The following is a 17,563-nucleotide window of genomic DNA, read 5'->3' on the forward strand; positions in this document are numbered from 1 at the left end:
GGCGGTTTCGGATGCGGGTGCTGGTGACCGGGGGAGCGGGTTTCATCGGATCCCATTACGTGCGGCAGGTGCTGAGCGGGGCTTATCCCTCGCTCACCGATGCCGAGGTCGTGGTGCTGGACAAGCTGACCTACGCGGGTAACGAGGCGAACCTCGCGCCGGTCGCGGACAGCGCGCGTTTCCGTTTCGTGCGCGGGGATATCTGTGACGCGGAACTGGTGGGGGAGCTGATGTCCGGCGTCGATCTCGTGGTGCACTTCGCCGCCGAGTCGCATGTGGACCGTTCGATCGCGGGGTCGGCGGACTTCGTGCTGACCAACGTGCTCGGTACGCAGACCCTGTTGCAGGGCGCGCTGGAGGCCGCGGTCGGCAAGTTCGTGCACGTGTCCACCGATGAGGTCTACGGCACCATCGAAAGCGGTTCGTGGACCGAGAATCACTTGCTGGAGCCCAATTCGCCGTACTCGGCGTCGAAGGCGTCCTCCGATCTGCTCGCACGGTCCTACCACCGCACGCACGGACTGCCGGTCTGCGTCACCCGGTGCTCGAACAACTACGGTCCGTACCAGTTCCCGGAGAAGGTCATCCCCCTGTTCGTGACGAACCTGCTCGACGGGCGGAAAGTGCCGCTCTACGGCGACGGTCTGAACATCCGTGACTGGCTGCATGTGGACGATCACTGCCACGGCATCCAGCTCGTCGCGGACGGCGGCAGAGCAGGGGAGATCTACAACATCGGTGGTGGCACCGAACTGACCAACCGGGAGCTGACCGAACGGCTGCTGGCCGCGGTCGGTGCGGGCTGGGATCAGGTGGAGCCGGTGCCCGACCGCCTCGGACACGACCGCCGGTATTCGGTGGACATCACCAAGATCGGTGCCGAGCTGGGCTACCGGCCGCGCGTGCCCTTCGACGAGGGGCTCGCCGCGACGGTCGCGTGGTACCGGGACAACCGGCGCTGGTGGGAACCGCTCAAGGACCGTGCCGCGCTCGTGGGGAAGTGATGCGCCGATGCTCAGTGTGCTGGTACCCGGTGGAACCGGTCAGCTAGGCCGCGACCTCGCGGCGCTGGCGTCCGAGGACGTCGAGGTCGTGGCGCCCGGTTCGGCCGAACTGGATCTGACCAGCACCGGCGCGGTGGTGGCCGCGGTGAGCGCGCTCGCCGAGCGGGCACGCGAGGGCGGGCGGGAGCCACTGGTCGTCAACGCGGCGGCGTACACGGCCGTCGACGCGGCGGAAACCGATGAGCGGCGGGCATTCGCGGTCAACGCCGACGGGCCGAGGGTGCTCGCGGCGGCGTGCTCGTCGCGGCGGATCCCGCTGCTGCACGTGTCGACCGACTATGTGTTCCCCGGGGACGCGGACCGCCCCTACGAACCCGAGGACACGCTGGGACCGCGCAGCGCGTACGGGCGGACGAAGGCGGCGGGTGAGGACGCGGTGCTCGGGTCCGGCGCGCGGGCATGGATCGTTCGCACGGCGTGGGTCTACGGCAAGTCCGGCGGCAACTTCGTACACACCATGCTGCGGCTGGAAAAAGAGCACGACAGGTTGTCCGTTGTGGATGATCAGCGCGGTTCGCCGACGTGGTCGGCCGATCTCGCGGCGGGACTGCTCGAACTCGGCAAGTCCGTTGTGGACGGGCGGGCGCCGGCCCGGCGGGTGCTGCACTGCACGGGTGCCGGCGAGGTCACCTGGTTCGGTTTCGCCCGCGCGATCTTCGCGGAGATCGGCGCGGATCCCGAACGCGTCAAACCGTGTACCACGGCCGAGTTTCCCCGTCCCGCACAGCGTCCGGCGTATTCGGTGCTGTCCAACGAGGCGTGGCGGGCGGCCGGGCTGACGCCGTTGCGGCCGTGGCGCGAGGCACTGCACGCATACTTCGCCACCCCATAGCCAGTACCCGACGGAGCGAATCGGGGGTCTCCGGCTGACCGGCTGTAGTCGAACATCGCCCCCGTTTGACCGATGACGTTGACCCCGATGCCGTCGTAGGGTTGCCTTCGTAAGGTTCCCCTAACCTTTCGGAGGCTCGAATGGGAAACGAGGAAACTCGCCGTAGCGGTCTGCTGCTGGACGTGGAAGACCTGCAGGCGGCCGTGGACCGCGGCAAGGCGGGCGGCGCCGTCGCGGACAACGACGGTAACGACTGACGGGCGTGCCGCAGAGCCCTACGCTGGCTGACCTCGTCGCACCCGTCGAGGTCAGCCAGTTCCTTTCCGATGTGGTCGGCGGCTCCTACCGGCGTTTTCCCGGTAAGGAAGGCAGATTCGCCGACCTGGTGCCCTGGGCCGAGCTGGACCGGGTGCTGCGCCAGCATCGTCTCGAGTTCCCGCGCCTGCGGCTGGCGCGGGACGGCGAGCCGATCCCGGCGCACGAGTACACCGAGATGGTCCCCACCCGCCGCACCGGCCTGGTGCCGCGCCTGCGCTCCGGCCAGTTCGCCGAGAAGCTGCGCGCGGGCGCCACCCTGGTGCTGGACTCGGTGCAGGAGATGTTCGACCCGGTGGCCGAGCTGGCCGTACGGCTGGAGCACGAGCTGCGCGAGCGGATCCAGGTCAATCTCTACGCGGGCTGGGGCAAGACGCACGGCTTCGATGTGCACTGGGACGATCACGACGCGTTGATCGTGCAGCTGTCCGGGCGCAAGCGCTGGCGGATGCACGGCGTCACGCGGCCTGCCCCGCTGCAGCGCGACGTGGAGCTGCCGCCGAAGCCCGAAGGCGAGCCCGTCGAGGACTTCCTGCTGTGCGACGGCGACGTGCTCTACCTGCCGCGCGGCCAGTGGCACGACGTGTCGGCCATCGGCGAGGAGTCGCTGCACGTGACGATCGGCTTCAACCGCGCCACTGGCGTCGACATGGTGTCCTGGCTGGCCGATCAGCTGCGCTCCGACGAGATCTTCCGCACCGACCTGCCCCGGTTCGCCACTGCCGGGCAGCGCCGCGCGCACGCGGCCGCCCTGCGGGCCCGGATCCTCGAACTCGCCGACGACGAGGTCGTCGACCGGTTCCTCGCCGACCGGGACGCGCAGGCTCCGGCGCATCCGCGGCCCGGCCTGCCGTGGTCGGCCACCTCGGATTTGCTGCCGGACGGCGACGACGCGGTGGTGCGACTGCTCACACCGCGTGCCGTACTGACGCGCGGGGCCGGGACGGTGTCGCTGGCCGCCGACGGCAAGCGGCTGGTCTTCGCCGAGGCGGCGGCGCCGGTGCTCGAAGTGCTCGCCGACGGCGTGTCCCACCCGGTCAGTGAGCTGGTCGCGGCGGTGCCCTCGCTGGACCGAGCGACCGTCGTCGCGCTATTGGGCGAGTTGAGCGAACAGGGAGTGTTAGCGCCGCGCTGAACGGGGTACCCTTAGGTATGCCTAACCTGAGCGGTGGTCGCGAGGGATGTCCCCTCGCGTCGAGCGGATGCGCGACCGTCGCGCGCCTGCTGGGCGGAAACCCCGCAGGCAGCGCCACGTTCATGACGTCCTGGCTGCTCGTGGAGCAGCCGGGCGCATGGTCGGCGACCGCGCTGGAGACCACGCTCGGCGAGGTGATCCCGCACGACCGGATCAGCGCGTTGCGTGAGGCCGGGATGCGGCCGCTGCTGGTCCGCAGGCCGGGCAGGCACACCCGCACCGAGGGCGGCCCGGTGACGGTGTTCGTCGGATACGGGCGTCCCGGTGAGCACTGGCTGGAGCGCATCGAACTGACCGACCGTTCGCAGGTGGCCGACCTCGATCTGGAGGCGGTCGCGCGCGGCGAGCGCGGGCACGGGCAGCCGGTCGATGGTCCGCTGTTGCTGGTGTGCACCCACGGCGCGAAGGACATGTGCTGCGCGGTGCTCGGCCGTCCGGTGGCCAACGCGCTGGCCGAGGAGCAGCCCGGGCGGGTGTGGGAGGTCAGTCACGTCGGCGGCGACCGGTGGGCCGGGAACCTGCTGGTGGTGCCGGACGGCTATCTGCACGGTCAGCTCGGCCCCGCCGAGGCGACGCTGGTCGCGAAGCGTGCCGTACTGGGCCAGGTGTGCCCCGATCACCTGCGGGGACGTACCTCCGCGGTGTCCGGCTGGGAGCAGTCGGCCGAGATCGCGATCCGGCAGCGCACCGGGCTGACCGGGGTGGACGACGTGGTCGCGGTCGAGGTGCGGCCGGACCGCGACGACTCGCGCGCCGTCGTCGTGGCCGCCGGGGGACAGGCGTACGAGGTGATCGTGCGGCATCGCACGGGCGTCGCCTCGGACGACAACCGCTGCACCGGCCACATCGCGCTGGCCGCGTATTCGGTCGGCGACATTCGCACGCTGACCGCCGAAGCCGTCGGTTGACTTCGACCTTACTCGAGGTTCTACGGTCGTTTGTGGAGCCGTTCGAGTAGGGAAGTGGTTGTGGTGCGGGCGATCCGGGTGCACGAGTTCGGCGGGCCGGAAGTGCTGGTGTGCGAGGAGATTCCCGATCCGGTCGCCGGGCCGGGGCAGGTCGTGGTGGGTCTCGAGGCGGCGGACGTCATCTATCTCGACACGCTGTTGCGCCAAGGCTGGGGGCAGGAGATCTTCCCCCGCGAGCCGCCCTACGTGCCCGGCGGTGGTGGCGCGGGCGAGGTGCTGTCCGTGGGCGGCGGCGTGGATCCGGGCTGGGTCGGCCGGCGCGTCGTGGCCAGGACGTCCAGTGGTTACGCGGAACGGATCGTCGCCTCGGTCGAGGACATCGTGGAAGTCCCGGACGGGCTCGGCGCTCGGGAGGCGGCGGCCGTGCTGCACGACGGCGTCACCGCGCTGATGCTGACCGGCAGGGCGCCGGTCCGGGCGAGCGAACGGGTGCTCGTGACGGCGGCGACCGGCGGGGCCGGTTCGCTGGTGGTGCAGCTGGCGCACAACGCGGGGGCACAGGTCGTCGCCGCGGCCAGGGGCAGGCGCAAGCTCGCGCTGGCCCGTCAACTGGGCGCGGACCTCGCCATCGACTACTCCCAGGACGGTTGGCAGGACTGGGTTCGCGACGCGGTGGGCGGTGTCGACCTGGCCTTCGACGGTGCGGGCGGCGCACTCGGCGTCGCGGCGTTCGAAGCGGTGGCCGACGGCGGCCGCTTCGTCACCTACGGCACGTCGAACGGCGGGTTCGCCGACATCGATCCGCAGGCCGCCGCGCGACGGCGGGTGTGCGTGATCAACGCGCTGGAATCCGGGCCACCCGCCAACGACGTCGTGCGGGACCTGCTCGAGAAGGCGCTCGCGCTGACCGCCGAACGCCGGATCCGCCCGCACATCGGTGCGACGTACCCGTTGGGCCGGGCCCGTGACGCGCACGCGGCGCTCGCGAATCGTGCCGTGCTCGGAAAGTCGCTGCTCATCGTCTGAGAATCTCGATACCGGCGAAGTATCGAGTTCACTCGACGGGTGTTGGACACCTGCGTGCGTGCCGGGGAACCATGGAAGGCATGAGAATCGGATGTTTTCGTTACGACACAACGGATTTCCTGTTCGAGGAGCCCCCGAGTCTCGACGGTGAGCCGGCCAAGACCGACACCGCCGCCACGCTGCCGGAGATCTTCGAACGGATGATCCGTGGTCGCGAGTTCGACATCGGCGAACTCGGGCTGACGTTCTATCTGCGCCTGCTGGAAGAAGATTCCCCGTTCGTCGCCCTGCCGATCTTCCCTAACCGGGTGTTCCGGCATTCGTGCGTGTTCGTCAACGTGGCCGGCGGAATCCGGACGCCGGCCGATCTGGTGGGCAAAACCATCGGCGAGTTCGGTATCTACGGCCAGGACTCGGGAGTGTGGGCCAAGGGCATTCTTTCGGACGAGTACGGCTTCCGGCCCGACCTCAACCGCTGGGTGATCGGCGGTCTCGACCGTCCAGCCCCGCCGTTCGATTTCGTGCCGCGGCCGGTGCCCTCGGACGTCGAGGTCAGCATCGCACGGGAGGATGCGACGCTGAGCGCGATGCTCGACTCCGGCGAGATCGACGCGCTGTTCTCCGCGAACGTCCCGCAGTGCGTGCTCGACGGATCGCCGAACGTGGCGCGGTTGTTCCCGGACTTCGAACCGCTGGAGCGCGACTATCACCGGCGCACCGGGATCTTCCCGATCATGCACGCGATCGTCGTCCGGCGCGATCTGGCGCCCGAGCTCATCCGCGAGGCGTACGAGTTGTTCTCCCACGCGAAGGAGGTGGCCGCCGACCGCTACCGCCGGTACCGGCGGCTGTATCAGGTCACGACGATGGTGCCCTGGATGAACGCACTGGTCGAGCGCAACGCCGAGCAGTTCACGCAGGACTGGTGGCCCTACGGCATCTCCGCGAACCGCGCGACGCTCGACACCTATCTGCGCTACCACCACGAGCAGGGCCTGAGCAGCCGCCGGTGGCGAATCGAGGAGATCTTCGCGCCGGAGCTGCTGGACACCTAGCCCAATGCCTTGCGGTACGCGGAAACCGTGGCGTCCGCACAGCGACGCCACGTGTAGCCGGCCGCGTGCGCCCGGCGCTGCGCCGACCGCGAGGCCGCGCGCGGTTCGGCCATGGCCTCACCCAGCGCGTGCACCAGTGCGTCCACGTCGCCGTGGGGCACCAGGTGCGCGTAGCCGCCGGAAATCTCGCGCAGCGCGGGCACGTCCGTGCACACCACCGGGACGTCGCAGGCCATCGCCTCCAGCACCGGCAGCCCGAAACCCTCGTCCCGGGAGGGCAGCACGAGCGCCGAAGCGCCCGCCATCACGTTCCGCAGGTCCACTTCGGACAGATAGCCGACGTGCCTTGCCCGTTCGCCGACCGGGAACGAGCCAGGGCCGGTGAACACCAGCGGCGGCAGCTCCGGCGCCGCCGCGTGCGCCTTCAACAGCCAGTCCAGGCCCTTGCGCGGTCCGGCCGCGCCGACGAAGAGCAGGTACTCCTTCGGCAGCCGCAGCCGGTCGCGCAGGTCCTTGTTCGGCCGCCGGCCGGTGAACCACGCGGCGTCGACACCGAGCGGGGTGACCACGATCTTGTCGCGGTCGACGCCGAGCCGCGCCGCGACCGCATCGGCCACGGCCGCGGTCGGCGTGCAGATCGCTTTCGCCCGCGCCGCACCGAGCCGCACCAGTCGCGGAAGCTCGTGGTCGCTGGGCGCCAGCTCCTCCGGAGCGTCCAGAAACGCGAGGTCGTGGATCGTCAGCACCCCGGCGGCGCGAAACGTGCCCGGCAGCACGAAATTCGTCCCGTGCACGACGTCCGCCCGACCGGCGAACAGCTCCACCGGCGGGAACGTCGAGTGCAGCCAGCTCTTGCGCAGCAGCCGGGCCGCGACCGGCATGCCCCGTGCGCGCGCGCCGTGCGGCAGCACGTGCCGTAGCCGCCGCCAGCCGCGCAAGGTGAACGCGACCGCCCGCATGTCCACATCGGACCGCGACGCCAGCTCCTCTCCGAGCGACGCCGTGTAGCGGCCGACGCCGGTCCGGTTGCCGAGCAACGGGGTGCCGTCCAGCAGCACGCGAAGAGCACGATCAGCCACGTCGACGCGCAACCTTTCGCACCCGTCCGGCGACCCGCCGCGCCAGCTCCTTCGGCCCGCCGTCGGTGAGGTACTCCCGGACCAGTTCCAGGTCCCGGCGGATGAGTTCCTTGCCGCGCAGGGGATCCGAGACCACCAGATCCGCCGAACCGGGCAGCCGGTCGGCGGCGGGACGCGGATCGCGGCAGAACTCGACCAGCGGCGTGAGCACCTCGGGCCACGCGAACCGCTGCGCGACCGCCTCGATGTTCCGCTTGCAGTCGGCCACGAACTCGCTGTCGTACAGCGCGCGCTCCAGCGCGTCGGCAAGCGCTTTCTCGTCGGTCGCGGGCACGACGACGCCGAGGTTCTCGGCCCGCACCAGGTCGGCGAACGCGTCCCCGTCCGTGGTGACGATCGGCAGCCCCGCCCACAGGTAGTCCAGCACCCTGGTGCGGAAGGCGAACGTGGTCTCCACGTGCTCGAAATGCGTGGTGACCCCGCAGTCGGCGTCCAGCAGCCAGTTCTGCCGTTCGCCGTAGGGCACCCACTGCTCGTTGAAGAACACGTGCTTGCCGGTCAGCCCGAGCCGGTCGGCCAGCTGGATCGTGCGGGAGCCGATGTCCATCTCGGCGACCTCGGGGTTCGGGTGTTTCATCCCGAGGAACACCAGCCGCGCGTCCGCGTGCCGTTGCCGCAGCTCGTCCATCGCACGCACCAGCGTGAGCGGGTCGAACCAGCTGTACACGCCACCGGCCCACAGCACGACGTGATCGCCCTGGTCGAGGCCGAGGGCCGAGCGCAGCCCGGGACCGGTGCGCGCGGGAGGTTCGGCGGACAGTCCGAACGGGACCACCGACAGCAGCGACTGCGTGGTCGGGTCGGCGTCGTAGAGCCGGGGCGTCAGCCTGCCCATCGCGGCGAGGTGCCCGAGCCAGAAATGCCGCTGCCGCTCGGAAGCGCACAGGAAGAAGTCGCCGCGCTCCAGTTGCGCGTCGAGCACCTTCGTCACACCGGCCAGGTCCGCGGCACGGCGGTCGTCCGGCGCGCTCTTGCCCTGCTCCAGCAGTTCGAGGTGCATCGGGTCGTACAGATCACACACCACGATCTTGTTCGACTCCTTGAGCGCGGGCGCCATTTCCAGCACGTGCCCCTGCAGAATGACGATGTCGGCCCAGCCGACCGGCTCGGCGAGATCGCGCTTGCGGGCCGCGCTCACCGGGAACGGCGCGGGCGGGGGGTCGGCCAGCGGGTTCACGGTCACCAGCCGCACGTCGTGCTCGGCCGAGAGCACGGTGGCGATGTTCCAGGCCCGGATCGCGGGGCCGGCCATCCGGTCGGTGATCGCGTCGCCGGTGATCACCAGGACCTTGCGCCGCTGCCCGAACAGGCTTTCGATGCCGAACGCCTCGACCAGGATGTCGTGCGCGGCGAGATAGCGCGGCAGCGGATAGGCGGGCTCCAAAGCCTTGCGCAGCAGGGGAATCAGGTCGGCGTCGGTGCGTACGCGCGCCGCCTGCTCGGCCTTGCGGGACTCGGTGAGCGAGGGCAGCAGCTCCACGAACTGGTCCACCGCGAGCATGCCGGCCAGCGTCGTGCGCGGCACCGGGACCGGTGACGTGTCGACCGGCCCGACACCCTTGGCCAGATCGAGCTGGGTCGCGTCCAGTTCGCCACGGGCGGTCGCGCGCCGGACGCACAGTGCGAGCGCCGCGGGCAGCGCCTTCGCGAGCGTTTCGTCGGAGACGTTCTTGTACAGCGCGGCCAGGGCGTTGCGCTCCAGCAGGAACGTCTCGCGGCCGGTGTCCGGAGCGTCCACTTCGGACATCGTGGCGTGGTGCCGGTGATAGGCGAGCGACTCTGGCACGAAGCGGACGCGCCAGCCACGCAGGTTCAGCCGCCAGCCGAAATCGACGTCCTCGTAGAACATGAAGAACCGCTCGTCGAACCCGCCGAGTTCGGCGAACACGGCCGCGCGCACGAACATCGCGGAGCCGGTGGCGAACAGGACGTCCTTACCGGTCTCGTGTTCCGTCGGAGGTACGTCGGCGAGTGCGCTGCCGGCGTGCCGCTTGTAGCCCATGCCGAACCAGGTCAGGCCCGCGTCCACGAAGTCGACGCCGGTGCCGTCCCAGTCGAGCACCTTGCTCGCGACGGCGGCCACGGTCGGGTCGGCGGTCAGCGTCTCGACGGCCGCGCGCGCCCAGTCCCGGTGGGGACGGGCGTCGTTGTTGAGGAACGCGAGCACGGTGCCCTTCGCGTGCTTCGCGCCGAGGTTGCAGCCGCCCGCGAAGCCCAGGTTCTCCGCCGAGGAGATGACCTGCGCACCGGTCTCCTTGATGCGCGCGACGTCGTCCCCGCCGGAGGCGTTGTCGACGCAGATGATCTCGAGTCGCGGGTATTCCAGCTCGGTGGAGAGCGCACGCAGGCAGGCGATCGTGTCGTCAGCGCCGCGATAGTTCACCACGATCACCGAGACGAGCGGTAGTTGTGCGTCCCCCTGAGCCAACGCCGACCTCCATGCTCACCAGTGCGCCGAGCCTAACCGGATGTCCAGTTCTTCCAGATCTGGCCTCGCCCGACCGTCGAGCGCCGGGTGATGTCACGGCGGTCACGCAGCGTCGCGGGAAGCCGGACGGCGACCTCGCCGAGCACGCGCAGACGTAACGGTACCCGGAAGTTGGCGGTGGCCGGCACGCGGCTCCGGAACGGTAAGACGGCGGTAATCGCGGCGAACCGGGCCAGTTCGCGCGCGGCGACCGGCGCGGGCGCGCAGCGCAGCAATGTCAGCAGCCGGTTGCGCTCGTTCCACAGATGGAACAGCGGAGACCCCGGCCGGGTGCTCGCGCCGTGACGATGCGTCACCCGTGCCTCGGGCGCGGTCACCACGTCGTGTCCGGCGAGGCGCAGGCGCCACGCCGTGTCGGTGTCCTCGTAGTAGCAGAAGAAGTGCGCGGGAACGCCGCCGATCGAGCGCAGCACGTCGGTGCGCAGCAGCGCCGCGCCACCGCAGAACCCGAACGCGGGAACGGTCGACGCGTCCGCGCCGTAGCCGTCCTCGGTGAGCCGCACCCCGACCGACTGCGGCAGCCCGTCCGGGTAGTCGAGGCGCGCGCCCGCGGCGGCGGCGTCGCCGATGGCGTCCTCCAGCGCGCCGAGCCAGCCGGGTTCGGGTGCGGCGTCGTCGTTGAGCCACGCCATGAACGGCGTGTCCACTCGCGACAGCGCGGCCGCCATCGCTCCCGCGTAGCCGAGGTTGCGGGACAACCGCAGTACCACGGGTTTCGACGGATGTGCGGCCAGCAGCGCGGCGGTGCCGTCGATGGACGCGTTGTCCACCACCATCGTCCGATGTGGACGGATTTGGGCGGCGAGGGCGTCGAGGCACGCGGTGATGTGCGCGGCGCCTCGCCACGTCACGACGACCACCGTGGAACTCACCTCGGGCACGCCGAGCAGAATACGGCTCGTGCCGGAACTCGTGGTCATCGCCGAGCAACTGCTCGCGCCGGTTCCCGGCGGAACCGGCCGCTACACCGCCGAACTGCTGCGTGCGCTGGCCGCGACCGCACCCGCAGGCTGGGAGGTCTCCAGTGTCGTCGCGCGGCGCGCCGACGTGTCGGGCGCGCGGATCGAGGGTGTCGCCGGGCCGCGCGTGCTGCCGCTGCCGCCCCGCGCGCTGGTCGGGGCGTGGCAGCTGGGCGTGCCGTACTGGCCGGGGGGAGATGCGGTGCACGCGCCCACTCCGCTCGCGCCGCCGCGCGGGCGGGTGTCGGTGACCGTGCACGACACCGTGCCGTGGACCCATCCCGAGACGCTCACCCCGCGCGGTGTCACGTGGCACCGGTCGATGATCGGGCGGGCCGCACGGCGTGCGGCAGGACTGCTCGTGCCGACCCAGGCCGTCGCCGATGATCTGGCGCGGCACGTGCGCACCGAGGTGCCGGTGCGGGTCGCCGGGCACGGCGTGACGGCTGCGCTCGGGTCCGGCAAAACGGACCTGGACCTGCCGGAACGTTACGTACTCGCGGTCGGCACGATCGAACCGCGCAAGGGAATCGACACTCTCATCGAGGCGATGGCCGAGCTGGACGTGCCACTTGTGGTGGCCGGGCAACCGGGCTGGGGTGGCCTGGACCCCGTGGCGCTCGCGGGCGGCCGGGTGGACGTGCGCGTGCTGGGGCGGCTGCCGGACGAGGATCTTGGTGCGGTGTTGCGCCGGGCCGCCGTGCTCGCCACGCCGAGCCTCGCCGAGGGCTTTGGCCTGCCCGTTCTCGAAGCGATGGCCGCCGGGGTGCCCGTCGTGCACTCCGACGCGCCCGCGCTCGTCGAGGTCGCCGGGGGCGCCGGGCTGTGCGTGCCGAGGCGTGAGGTGAAGGCACTGGTCAGGGCGTTGCGCGAGGTCCTGGGCTCGCCGGAGCGGGCGGCGGCGCTGGCCGGCGCCGGGCGGGCGAGGGCTGCGGAGTTCTCCTGGCGCAACGCGGCTGAGGCCGTTTGGGGGATTCACATGCAGGCGGAATTGTGAGTTCCTGACCAAACGGACGCGGTTCGGTCGTAGTCTGCACGGGTGGGAAGAGGCGAACCGAGCGTCCTGATCGATGCCACCGCCGTGCCCGCGGACCGGGGTGGGGTCGGTCGATATGTCGATTCGCTCGTGCAGGCACTCGACCACGACGGCGCGCCGATCACCGTGGTGTGCCAGCCGAGGGACGCGCGGCTCTACCACGAGCTGGCGCCGCGCTCGCGGATCGTTCCGGCCGGGGCGTCCACGGTGACCAGGACGGCCAGGCTGATGTGGGAGCAGACCACGCTGCCCGCACTCGCGCGGCGGCTGGCCGTGAACGTCGTGCACTCGCCGCATTACACGATGCCGCTGGGGATTTCCGTCGCGTCGGTCGTGACGCTGCACGACGCGACCTTCTTCACCGACGCCGTTCTGCACTCGTCGGTGAAGGCCCGGTTCTTTCGCGGCTGGACGATGACCGCGATGCGCCGCGCGACGCTGTGCGTGGTGCCGAGCAAGGCGACCGCGAACGAGCTGGCGCGCGTGACCAAGGTCCGTCCGAGGGCGATGGAGATCATCGAGCACGGGGTCGACGTCGAGCGGTTCCACCCGCCCTCGCCGGAGGAGGTGCGGGCCGCGCGGGCCGCGATCGGGCTGGGGCGGATGCCGTACGTGGCGTTTCTGGGTGCGCTGGAGCCGCGCAAGAACGTGCCCGCGCTGATCCGTGGTTTCGCGAAGGCGGTCGAGCACCGGTCGTCGCCGCCGGCGCTGGTGCTGGCCGGGCAGCCGGGCTGGGACACGCAGGTGGAGAAGGCCCTCGACGCCGCGCCGCGCCGGCTGCGGGTGATCCGCGCGGGGTACCTGCCGTTCGGCACGCTCGCGGGGTTCCTCGGTGGGTCGGAGCTCGTGGCGTATCCGAGCCTGGGGGAGGGTTTCGGGCTGCCGGTGCTGGAGGCCATGGCGTGCGGTGCGTGCGTGCTGACCACGCGGCGGCTGTCGTTGCCCGAGGTCGGCGGGGATGCGGTGGCGTACTGCGGCGTCGGGGCCGGTGATGTCGCGGTGGCGCTGTCGGAACTGCTCGACGACCCGTCCCGCCGCGCGGCCCTGGCCGGAGCGGCTCAACGCCGGGCGAAGGAGTTCTCGTGGGCCACCAGCGCCGAGCGCCACCGCGAGGCGTACGGGAAGGCGTGGCTGGCCCACGGGCGCAGGTGAGTGGGCGCATAGGACGAGTACGGTATCGCCGGGCTCGCGACACCCCTTAGGGCTGAGAAGTGAGCCCGTGACGCGTCCGGACGGTCGTGTCGCGGGCTTTGCGCGTTCCGGGGCTCCGCTGCGACGGGGCTGCCCCGAGCCACCGCCCGGGGGTTCGGCACAATGAGCCGGGTGACCGAGCCGACACGTTATGGTGACGCGCTCGCCGTGGTGGTGGTGACCTACTTCCCCGGCGACGACCTCGAGCGGTTCCTCGACTCGCTGGAGAAGGCGACCTCCCGCGACGTCCGCGTCGTGGTGGCCGACAACGACTCCACCGACGACGCCCTCGACAAGGCCGCAGAGCGCGAGAACGTCCATCTCCTGCGCATCGGTGAGAACCTCGGCTACGGCGCCGGCGCCAACCGCGGCGTCGCCGAGCTCGGCGACTCCTACGGCTGGGTCGTCGTCGCCAACCCGGACCTCGAATGGGAACCCGGCTCGCTCGACACGCTGCTCGACGTCGCCAAGCGCTGGCCGCGCGGCGGCGCCTTCGGCCCGCTCATCAAGGAACCCGACGGCACGGTCTATCCCTCGGCCCGGTTGCTTCCCTCACTCGGACGTGGGATGGGGCACGCCGTCTTCGGCAAGGTGTGGCCCGCCAATCCGTGGACCCGCGCCTACCGCCAGGAACGCGAACCGGTCGAGCGTGTCTCGGGCTGGCTGTCCGGCTCCTGCCAGATGTTCCGCCGCGAGGCCTTCGACTCGGTGGACGGCTTCGACCCGCGCTACTTCATGTACTTCGAGGACGTCGACCTCGGCGACCGTCTCGGGCGCGCCGGCTGGCAGAACGTGTACGCCCCCTCGGCGGCGGTGACGCACATCGGCGGCAAGGCGACTTCCCGCGCGCCGAAGAAAATGCTGGCCGCGCACCATGAAAGCGCATACCGCTACCTCGCCGACCGCCATCGCGGCGTGGCCTGGAAACCGGTGCTCGCCGCGGTCAGACTGGGACTCGCCGTGCGGCTCCGGATCGAGACGCGCGGCCGGTGACTACAGGCCTTCGAGGCGCCGGGAAAGGTCGGAACGACCGGTGGACTGCGTACGAGTGGGAATGAGCCCCCCGACCTCGACCTCTTCGGTCTCGGCCGGAGGCGGCGGCGCGACCGGGCGCATACCCACCCGGGTGCCCGGCTTCGGTTCGGTGGCGATGCTCTGCTCCACCGAATCGATCACCGACGAGGGCACGACGGCCGTGGTCTCGCCGTCCTCACCGCGGTCGATCCGGTTGACCACGTCACGGGGGATCTGCTGGGTGTTCGACGCGTCCATGGGCGAGACGGCGTCCTCAGGCGTGACCACGAAGGCGCCGCGCGCCCGTGCCCGCGCCAGCAGCGCGTCCGCTCGATCGCGGGGGTCCATCCCCTTGGCCTCCCGACTCGACCTGAGGCCCTCTCCGACCGGGGCCACCCATGTGCTGTCTAGGGTAGGGCCTCCGGGCCGTCGCCGTCAGTGTTTCCCGCGGCTTGTCGCCCGGGTGGTACGTGATAACGGAGGGACGCTGTGACAGTCGACGCGGTAGTGCTCGTTGGCGGCAAGGGAACCCGCCTGCGCCCACTGACTCTCTCCGCCCCGAAACCCATGCTTCCCACCGCGGGCGTGCCGTTTCTGACGCATCTGCTCTCGCGGATCAAGGCGGCCGGCATCACGCACGTCGTGCTCGGCACCTCCTACCGCGCCGAGGTTTTCGAGCAGTACTTCGGCGACGGCGCCGACCTCGGCCTGGAAATGGAGTACGTCGTCGAGGACGAGCCGCTGGACACCGGCGGCGCCATCCGCAACGTGTACGACAGGTTGCGCGCGGACGACGCGGTGATCTTCAACGGCGACATCCTTTCCGGCGCGGACCTCGGCGCCCTCATCGGCACCCATCGCGACACCGGTGCCGATGTGACGCTTCACCTGCAACGTGTCGAGGACCCGAGCCGCTTCGGTTCCGTGCCCACGGACGAGACCGGCCGGGTCACCGCGTTCCTGGAGAAGACGCCGAACCCGCCGACGGACCAGATCAACGCGGGCTGCTACGTGTTCAAGCGCTCGGTCGTGGAAGGCATTCCGGCCGGCCGCCGCGTGTCGGTCGAGCGCGAGACCTTCCCCGGCCTGCTCGCCGACGGCGCGCACGTGCACGGTTTCGTCGACGCCTCGTACTGGCTCGACGTCGGCACGCCGGAGGCGTTCGTGCGCGGTTCGGCGGATCTGGTGCGTGGCCTCGCACCGACCTCGGCGCTGCCCGGGCAGGTCGGGGACGCTCTCGTGCTCGACGGCGCGCAGGTGATGCCGGGCGCCGAGGTGACCGGCGGCGCGACGATCGGCGCGGGTTCGGAGATCGCGGCGGGCGCGCGGATCGCCGGGTCGGTGCTGTTCGACGGGGTCGTCGTCGCCGAGGACGCGGTCGTGGAGAACTCGGTGCTCGGCGCCGGTGCCCGTCTCGGCAAGGGCGCGATCGTGCGTGACGTCGTGGTCGGCGACGGCGCGATCGTCGGTGCCGGCTGCGAGTTGCTGGCAGGTGCCCGGGTCTGGCCGAAGGTGAGCCTGCCCGACGGTTCGATTCGTTTCTCCAGCGACGCTTAGATGTTGTACCGCCCACCGTTCACTTTGGACCTCGGCGGCGTGCTCGCGCCGCTTCGCCGGGGCAAGGGTGATCCGTGCTTCCGGGTCCAGGACACGGGTGTGTTCTGGCTCGGCGGCAACACCGCGGACGGGCCGGGCACGATCGCGCTGCGGCGGTTCGGCGACGGTGACATCGAGGCGCAGGCATGGGGCCCGGGTGCGGAGCGGATGCTCGACGGTGTGCCCGCGCTGCTCGGCGCGAACGACGACGACACCGGGTTCGTCGCGCACCACGATCAGGTGGCCGACGCGCGCAGGCAGATGCCGGGGCTGCGGTTCGGCGCGAGCGGGCGCGTGTGGGACGCGCTGATCCCGGCGGTGCTGGAACAGAAGGTGACCGGTATCGAGGCGCGGCGGTCGTGGCGCGAACTGTGCCGGTGGTACGGCGAGACCGCGCCCGGGCCGGCGCCGTCCGGAATGCGCGTGCCGCCGACACCCCGGGCGATCATGTCCATCGTGGACTGGAAGTGGCATCGGGCCGGAGTGGACCACACACGGCGCCGCACGCTGGTCTTCGCCGCGCAGGTGGCGCACCGGCTGGAACGCGCGGCCGAACTCGGTGGCGCGGAAGGCCGGGCCTGGCTGCGGAAGGTGCCCGGTATCGGCGTGTGGACCGCGGCCGAAGTGGCGCAACGCGCGTGGGGCGACGCGGACGCGGTCAGCTTCGGCGACTTCCACATCCCGACGGTCGTCGGCTACGCCCTGCTCGGGGAGCCGCTGGACGACGAGGGCCTGGCGCAGGTGCTGGCGCCGTACGCGCCGCAGCGCCAGCGCGCGGTGCGGTACCTGGAGGCAGCGGGCTTCTCACGGCCTCGTTTCGGCCCCCGGTATCCCGTGCGGGACTACCGGGCGATGTGAGCACGCCTCACGGCTTGCGGTCGAGGGCTGCCTTCGCGATGCGGAGGGACTCGGTGGGGGAGAGGCCGAGGGCACGGCAGGTTTCGGCGTAGGTCACCGCGGCGTCCCGGGCGCGGTTGAGGCTTTCGTCGCCGGAGGAGCCGACGAAACTGCCCGCCCGGCCACGGGTTTCGATCAAACCCGCTTCCTCCAGCTCCCGGTAGGCGCGGGCGATCGTGTTCGGGGCGATACCCACGTCCGCCGCGAGCTGGCGCACCGTCGGCAGCTTCGTGCCCACCGCGAGCGTGCCGTCGTTGATCTGCCGCGCCAGCGACGACCGCACCTGCTCGAACGGCGGCACGGACGAACCGGCATCCACGCGCACGATCACAGCGCCGCCGCCACCAGCTCGGTCAACTCCTCCGAACCCGGCGGCATCGCGTTGACCGGCCACCACCGCAGATCATCCGACTCGTCGCTGCGCACCGGCTGCGCGCCGCGCGGCGCCCGCACCGTGAACCGCACGTCGAAATGGCGCGTCGGCACACCCAGCGAGCACGTGATGGGGTGCACGTCCAGGTGCACCGGCTCCGGCTCGATCCACAGGCCCTCGATCCCGGATTCCTCCGTCGCCTCCCGCAGGGCGGCCTCGGCCAGCGATTCGTCCGACGGTTCGCAGTGCCCGCCCAGCTGCAGCCACCGGCCGACGCGCGGGTGCAGCGTCAGCAGCACATGCGAAGCGTCCGCGTCCAGCACGACGGCCGACGCGGTGAGATGCCCGGCCTCGCACGACCGCGCACACGAGTCCTCCCGCGCGGCCAGGAAACCGAGAAACGCCTGCCGCAGCGACTCCTGCGAGGCCATGGCGGGCCGCCATTTGTCCAAAACGGACAGAGCGTCCAGACGCA

At 71.1% G+C, this 17,563-nt stretch carries 17 protein-coding genes; 11 read left to right on the top strand and 6 right to left on the bottom strand.

Going from position 1 to position 17,563, the window contains the following annotated elements; all coding sequences use genetic code 11:
• The first annotated feature begins 11 nt into the window (after window positions 1-11).
• The 6 genes from rfbB (at window position 12) to HFP15_RS33750 (ending at window position 6,395) form a co-directional block, all read left to right on the top strand.
• The gene (gene rfbB / locus HFP15_RS33725; RefSeq protein ID WP_168521083.1) at window positions 12-1,004 is read left to right on the top strand and encodes a dTDP-glucose 4,6-dehydratase; all 993 of its coding nucleotides are present in this window, start codon (window positions 12-14) and stop codon (window positions 1,002-1,004) included.
• Window positions 1,005-1,011: 7 nt separating this feature from the next.
• A complete protein-coding gene (rfbD, locus tag HFP15_RS33730) occupies window positions 1,012-1,896 on the top strand; it encodes a dTDP-4-dehydrorhamnose reductase (RefSeq protein ID WP_168521086.1) in 885 nt (294 codons plus the stop codon).
• A gap of 262 nt (window positions 1,897-2,158) precedes the next feature.
• Window positions 2,159-3,346 carry a cupin domain-containing protein gene (locus HFP15_RS33735; RefSeq protein WP_168521088.1) on the top strand — a complete coding sequence of 396 codons (1,188 nt, stop codon included), beginning with the start codon at window positions 2,159-2,161 and terminating at the stop codon, window positions 3,344-3,346.
• Window positions 3,347-3,363: 17 nt separating this feature from the next.
• Entirely contained in the window at window positions 3,364-4,314 is a 951-nt protein-coding gene (locus HFP15_RS33740; protein WP_168521090.1) for a ferredoxin family protein, read from the top strand.
• Window positions 4,315-4,368: 54 nt separating this feature from the next.
• Window positions 4,369-5,340, top strand: coding sequence for a zinc-binding dehydrogenase (locus tag HFP15_RS33745; protein WP_312871880.1), 972 nt, complete (start codon window positions 4,369-4,371; stop codon window positions 5,338-5,340).
• Between the two features lie 80 nt (window positions 5,341-5,420).
• Window positions 5,421-6,395: a substrate-binding domain-containing protein gene (locus HFP15_RS33750; RefSeq protein ID WP_312871881.1), complete on the top strand. Its 975-nt coding sequence runs from the start codon at window positions 5,421-5,423 to the stop codon at window positions 6,393-6,395.
• Here HFP15_RS33750 and HFP15_RS33755 read toward each other — a convergent pair.
• Genes HFP15_RS33755 through HFP15_RS33765 form a run of 3 tightly spaced genes read right to left on the bottom strand, consistent with a single transcriptional unit; the run spans window position 6,392 to window position 10,942 of the window.
• Entirely contained in the window at window positions 6,392-7,474 is a 1,083-nt protein-coding gene (locus HFP15_RS33755) for a glycosyltransferase family 4 protein (RefSeq protein ID WP_312871882.1), read from the bottom strand. The genes HFP15_RS33750 and HFP15_RS33755 overlap by 4 nt on opposite strands.
• Window positions 7,467-9,962 (bottom strand): glycosyltransferase, encoded by a 2,496-nt coding sequence (locus tag HFP15_RS33760; protein ID WP_168521094.1) that lies wholly within the window; start codon window positions 9,960-9,962, stop codon window positions 7,467-7,469. The genes HFP15_RS33755 and HFP15_RS33760 overlap by 8 nt, the downstream gene beginning before the upstream one ends.
• A gap of 32 nt (window positions 9,963-9,994) precedes the next feature.
• Window positions 9,995-10,942, bottom strand: coding sequence for a glycosyltransferase family 2 protein (locus tag HFP15_RS33765; protein WP_168521096.1), 948 nt, complete (start codon window positions 10,940-10,942; stop codon window positions 9,995-9,997).
• Here HFP15_RS33765 and HFP15_RS33770 point away from each other — a divergent pair.
• The 3 genes from HFP15_RS33770 to HFP15_RS33780 all read left to right on the top strand — a co-directional run bounded on the left by HFP15_RS33770 (window position 10,923) and on the right by HFP15_RS33780 (window position 14,201).
• A complete protein-coding gene (locus tag HFP15_RS33770; RefSeq protein ID WP_168521098.1) occupies window positions 10,923-11,978 on the top strand; it encodes a glycosyltransferase family 4 protein in 1,056 nt (351 codons plus the stop codon). The genes HFP15_RS33765 and HFP15_RS33770 overlap by 20 nt on opposite strands.
• A gap of 42 nt (window positions 11,979-12,020) precedes the next feature.
• Window positions 12,021-13,169, top strand: coding sequence for a glycosyltransferase family 4 protein (locus HFP15_RS33775; protein ID WP_168521100.1), 1,149 nt, complete (start codon window positions 12,021-12,023; stop codon window positions 13,167-13,169).
• Window positions 13,170-13,331: 162 nt separating this feature from the next.
• The gene (locus HFP15_RS33780; RefSeq protein ID WP_168521102.1) at window positions 13,332-14,201 is read left to right on the top strand and encodes a glycosyltransferase family 2 protein; all 870 of its coding nucleotides are present in this window, start codon (window positions 13,332-13,334) and stop codon (window positions 14,199-14,201) included.
• Here the strand turns inward: HFP15_RS33780 and HFP15_RS33785 are convergent, their stop codons facing one another.
• Window positions 14,202-14,570, bottom strand: coding sequence for a hypothetical protein (locus HFP15_RS33785; protein ID WP_168521104.1), 369 nt, complete (start codon window positions 14,568-14,570; stop codon window positions 14,202-14,204).
• A 141-nt stretch (window positions 14,571-14,711) separates the two neighbouring features.
• Between HFP15_RS33785 and manB the strand changes: the two genes are divergently transcribed.
• The gene (gene manB / locus HFP15_RS33790) at window positions 14,712-15,779 is read left to right on the top strand and encodes a mannose-1-phosphate guanylyltransferase (RefSeq protein WP_168521106.1); all 1,068 of its coding nucleotides are present in this window, start codon (window positions 14,712-14,714) and stop codon (window positions 15,777-15,779) included.
• Window positions 15,780-16,676, top strand: coding sequence for a DNA-3-methyladenine glycosylase family protein (locus tag HFP15_RS33795; protein WP_168521108.1), 897 nt, complete (start codon window positions 15,780-15,782; stop codon window positions 16,674-16,676).
• 7 nt (window positions 16,677-16,683) lie between these two features.
• Here the strand turns inward: HFP15_RS33795 and HFP15_RS33800 are convergent, their stop codons facing one another.
• Both HFP15_RS33800 and HFP15_RS33805 read right to left on the bottom strand, forming a co-directional pair.
• Window positions 16,684-17,046 carry a GntR family transcriptional regulator gene (locus HFP15_RS33800; RefSeq protein ID WP_168521110.1) on the bottom strand — a complete coding sequence of 121 codons (363 nt, stop codon included), beginning with the start codon at window positions 17,044-17,046 and terminating at the stop codon, window positions 16,684-16,686.
• Window positions 17,043-17,519 carry an NUDIX hydrolase gene (locus HFP15_RS33805; protein ID WP_168521177.1) on the bottom strand — a complete coding sequence of 159 codons (477 nt, stop codon included), beginning with the start codon at window positions 17,517-17,519 and terminating at the stop codon, window positions 17,043-17,045. Before HFP15_RS33805 ends, HFP15_RS33800 begins: the two co-directional genes overlap by 4 nt.
• Window positions 17,520-17,563: the final 44 nt, after the last annotated feature.

Source organism: Amycolatopsis acididurans (assembly GCF_012328925.1).
Classification (GTDB): domain Bacteria; phylum Actinomycetota; class Actinomycetes; order Mycobacteriales; family Pseudonocardiaceae; genus Amycolatopsis_E; species Amycolatopsis_E acididurans.

What these genes read in the sequence shown, in the direction of transcription:
- rfbB (WP_168521083.1), top strand. Translation starts at nt 12, where the DNA reads ATGCGGGTGCTGGTGACCGGGGGAGCGGGTTTCATCGGATCCCATTAC.
- rfbD (WP_168521086.1), top strand. Translation starts at nt 1,012, where the DNA reads ATGCTCAGTGTGCTGGTACCCGGTGGAACCGGTCAGCTAGGCCGCGAC.
- HFP15_RS33740 (WP_168521090.1), top strand. Translation starts at nt 3,364, where the DNA reads ATGCCTAACCTGAGCGGTGGTCGCGAGGGATGTCCCCTCGCGTCGAGC.
- HFP15_RS33750 (WP_312871881.1), top strand. Translation starts at nt 5,421, where the DNA reads ATGAGAATCGGATGTTTTCGTTACGACACAACGGATTTCCTGTTCGAG.
- HFP15_RS33765 (WP_168521096.1), bottom strand. Translation starts at nt 10,942, where the DNA reads ATGACCACGAGTTCCGGCACGAGCCGTATTCTGCTCGGCGTGCCCGAG.
- HFP15_RS33780 (WP_168521102.1), top strand. Translation starts at nt 13,332, where the DNA reads ATGAGCCGGGTGACCGAGCCGACACGTTATGGTGACGCGCTCGCCGTG.
- HFP15_RS33785 (WP_168521104.1), bottom strand. Translation starts at nt 14,570, where the DNA reads ATGGACCCCCGCGATCGAGCGGACGCGCTGCTGGCGCGGGCACGGGCG.
- HFP15_RS33795 (WP_168521108.1), top strand. Translation starts at nt 15,780, where the DNA reads ATGTTGTACCGCCCACCGTTCACTTTGGACCTCGGCGGCGTGCTCGCG.
- HFP15_RS33805 (WP_168521177.1), bottom strand. Translation starts at nt 17,519, where the DNA reads ATGGCCTCGCAGGAGTCGCTGCGGCAGGCGTTTCTCGGTTTCCTGGCC.